The 3668-nt window shown below is 57.5% G+C and carries 2 protein-coding genes; both read left to right on the top strand.

Features of this window, described 5'->3' with window-relative positions:
* Window positions 1-1258, top strand: a 1258-nt coding sequence (locus Q1W15_RS23865; RefSeq protein ID WP_300733613.1) for a hypothetical protein, incomplete at its 5' end; no start/stop codon positions are given.
* On the top strand, window positions 1206-3278 hold the full coding sequence (locus Q1W15_RS23860) for a DUF262 domain-containing protein (protein WP_300733611.1): 2073 nt from the start codon (window positions 1206-1208) through the stop codon (window positions 3276-3278). The genes Q1W15_RS23865 and Q1W15_RS23860, both read left to right, overlap by 53 nt.
* Window positions 3279-3668: the final 390 nt, after the last annotated feature.

The raw sequence follows: 3668 nt of genomic DNA, 5'->3' as shown, positions 1-3668 counted from the left end.
GCGCACGGTGACCTTGCTGCTGGTGCTGCATGCTTTGCGTGCAGAGGCCAAGTTGGTGCCAGAGGGGCAGCGCCCATCCTGGCAGCAGGAACTGCTGACGCTGAAGCTGTTTGAGCCCCAGTTTCCCAGCCCCTTGTCGCACCAGTTGGTGCAGGCCAACTACCAAGCGGTTGCTCGCCATATTCGGCAGGCGCAGTGGGGGCAGATGCAGGCTTCGTTCTTGCTGGAGCGCTGCGAGGTGGTGCGCGTGCAGTTGCACAGCCTGACGGAGGCATTTCAGTTTTTCGACGCACAGAATGGTCGTGGCAAGGCGCTGTGTGTGCATGACTTGCTCAAAGCTTTTCACCTGCGGGCGTTGCGCCCGGCCGAACTGGCGCTGCAGGGGCAGGCTGTGCAGGCTTGGGAGAAGTGTTCGCAAGACGATCTTGAGCGGCTGTTTGCGCGCTTTTTGTTTCAGACCCGCCAGCGCAGCCGGGGGCGGGACGCGGAGTTTTTTGGCAAGCGCCATGTGGGCGTGTTCAAAGGCATCAGTCTGGAGAGCCATGCCGCTGCGCCCATGAGCCGTACCTGGCTCATGCTGGACGATGCTGTGCATTTGCTGGAGAGCCATACGGGCACGCGCGGTCGGGTCTGGCCTTGTCAGCTGGACGCACCAGTGGTCAATGGCTTGCGCTTTTTTGACTGGGTGCAGCATTACTGGGGCATGGGCTTTCACCTCAAGCAGGAAAAGGACCAGTTGCCGCCGTGGGCGCAAAAGCTCCAGCAGCCGCTGGCTGGGGAAGCCCATGAAATTTTGCTGACGCTGGGCTGCTATGCGGGGCGCGAGCGCAAGGGCGACTCGCATGTACGGGTGGTGTTTGATGCCTTGCTGATGTATTACCTGGACAAGTTTGGCGAGCAAGGCTTGTCGCAGGCCGTGGAACTGGCCTTTGTCTGGGCTTATGCGCGCTTGCTGAACCGGCGGGTGATGGTGGGCAGCATGGACAAGTTTGTGAACGAAAGCGGGGTCAACCCGTTTGCGGTGCTGCGCGATGCAGTGACGTCGCAGGACTTTTTAGGCATGGCGTTGCCGGCTGCTTTTTACGGCAATAGCTACCAGGGCGCCCCAAGGGCCTGGCGACATTGGAAGGCTGGATGCGCAAGCTGGGTTACTGGCAGCAGATCACCCAACAAGATGCCCAGAAGCAGGGCGTGGGAGAGAGTGCATGAGCAACAAGCAGAAGCCACAGCTGCTGACGGTGCAGCGGGTGTTGAGTGATGGGATTTATTCCATCCCGGTGTACCAGCGCAATTACGCTTGGGGCGTGAGAGAAATTGGCCAGCTGATTGCCGATGTACGTGACTATGCCCAGCGCAATGCACAGAGTCAGGCGCATGACTACTACATAGGCACTTTGGTGGTGTATGAGCGATACACAGAGCAGAAGGCCTATTGGGAGGTGGTGGATGGCCAGCAGCGGCTGACGACGCTGAGTTTGCTGGTGTCCGTACTGCGCGCATTGCACCCGGAGCTGGCTGTCTCGATGCAGCGTATGCCATTGCAGTTTGAGTCGCGTGCGGCTTCCAGTCACGCGCTGCAGGCGGTGTTTTCTCAGCCTTTGCACGCTGCTGCTTTGGTGTGGGAGGATGCAGCAAAAGACAGTCCCGATGACGCCAGCGGCGCCAGCAGCATCTGGCAGGGGCGTGCAATCATCGAAAGCTTGCTGCGCGAAATACCAGGAGCTGAACGTAAGGCGTTCGCCACTTTCTTGATGGAGCAAGTGCGACTGTTGCGGGTGGAGCTGCCGCCCCGTACCGATTTGAACCATTACTTTGAGGTAATGAATAACCGGGGGGAGCAACTGGCTAAGCACGAGGTGCTGAAAGCGCGCTTGCTGGGGACGCTGCAGCGGCAAGGCCATCAGGCCGCGATGAAGGTGTTGCATGCGGTGTGGGATGCCAGCGCAGTGATGGATAGGTCGGTGCAGTCTGGGTTTGTGCCAGCTATGCGCAAGAGTTTGTTTGCTGCAGATGGCAGGCTGCTGCTTGTGAAAAGCCCGCACGAGTTGCTGAGGTGCTTTGAGGGGAGTGATGACAAGGCCGTAGTGCCCAAGTCGTTATCGCAGCTGATAGCGGCAGGTTCTTCTGCAGCGGGTGTAAGGCATCAAACCGACAAGCTTTTAGCGGCAGAGGAGGAAGATGACGAAAGCAAGGCTCAGTTTGGAGCGGTGATTAACTTCCCGAACTTCTTGCTGCAGGTATTAGCCATGATGCCGGGCGATGCGTTGGCCAATACACCCTTGGACGACAAGCATCTGCTGACGGCGTTTGAACCATTGCTGCGCGGCGATGCAGAGCAGATTCAGGAGTTTGCGTACAGGCTGCTGCGCTGCCGGTTTTTGCTGGACCAGCATGTCATCAAGAGCAGTGTGGAGAGCCAGAGCGATGACGAGCATTGGCAACTGCAGCGCTGCAAGTTCAGAAACGACAAAGCTGTGTTGCAGTGGGTCAATGCCTTTGAAGTCACTGAGCAGGACTACGGAGAGCGCCTGCGCATGTTGCAGGCCGCATTGCATGTGTCGTACATGCTGCCCACGCGCAAGCACTGGCTGCAAGGCGTGTTGCGCTGGCTGTTTCGGCAGGATGTGACCCAGGCGATTGAAGCGCAAGCATTTTTGCTGGCGCTGGAGGAGTTGGCTAAGGCCTTCGTGTTGGAGGAGGGGTGCTGTGCGACTTATGAAGAAATAGTGCGCCGTGAGGATGTTTTTTTTGTTCCGCCGCAGCCTGACTCTGGCTTGATGAAGACTTTGCCTAAAAAACTGGTGTATGGGCAAGCGCGCCTGATCGACTTCAATTTTCTGGATTACTTGCTGTGGTTGCAGGCCAACGGTAAGAACGAAACCAATGCAACGGAATGGCGTGAATTTGAATTCACGAGTACCCGCCGCTCTGTCGAGCACTTGCACCCGCAGACTGAGCTGTTTTCCGGCAATGCATGGGCAGACGAGGATCTGCACGCTTTCGGCAACTTGTGCCTTGTCAGCCATGCGATGAACTCACGCTTGAGCAATTCCGGGCCGGAAGACAAGTTCAAGCAGCTGATGAGCGAAAAGAAGAGTCAGAGCCTGAAGGTGCTTGCCATGCACTCTGCGTTTGTGCAACAAGGGAAGTGGGCCGCCGAGGTGGCTATGCATCAGCACGCAGAGAAAATGCTCGTGCTGATGCAGCGCGCTTTTGAGTCTGATGACTTGATCGACCTGTGCATCGCTCAGACCAAGCATCAGGAAAGTGTGCTGTGACGCAACACTTGGAGCAGTTGATGCAGCTTTTCTAAGAGGAGCCTGGGGCGCTCTGTGTGAGCTGGATACAGCGGCGACTGCCCAAAGCCTGCAGTTTGCGCGATGAAGCACTGGACGCGGTTCTGGTCATGCTTGTGTATCGCGAAACGACAGATGGCTCAAAAATGTATGCCTCTGTGCAGCCAGGACACGCGCGGCAGATAAAGCAAGTCTGCCGCATAAAACGGCCGAGGAGCTTGTTCAATGCGGTTGCGGATCGGTTGGCAGATAAACAGGGGTTTCCCACAAAGGTTATTGCCGCAGTGTTTGCTTGAGCTGCTCGGTCTTGGCCTGGATGGTCAGCATCGTGTGCGCTTGCTGCTCCGTGAGTTTGAGGTCCGTGTGCGGGGC

The sequence above is a fragment of the Pseudomonas sp. genome (assembly GCF_030150285.1).
Lineage (GTDB): Bacteria > Pseudomonadota > Gammaproteobacteria > Pseudomonadales > Pseudomonadaceae > Aquipseudomonas.
The sequence above is the reverse complement of the archived record's forward strand: the minus strand, read 5'-3'. Positions and strand labels throughout refer to the sequence as shown.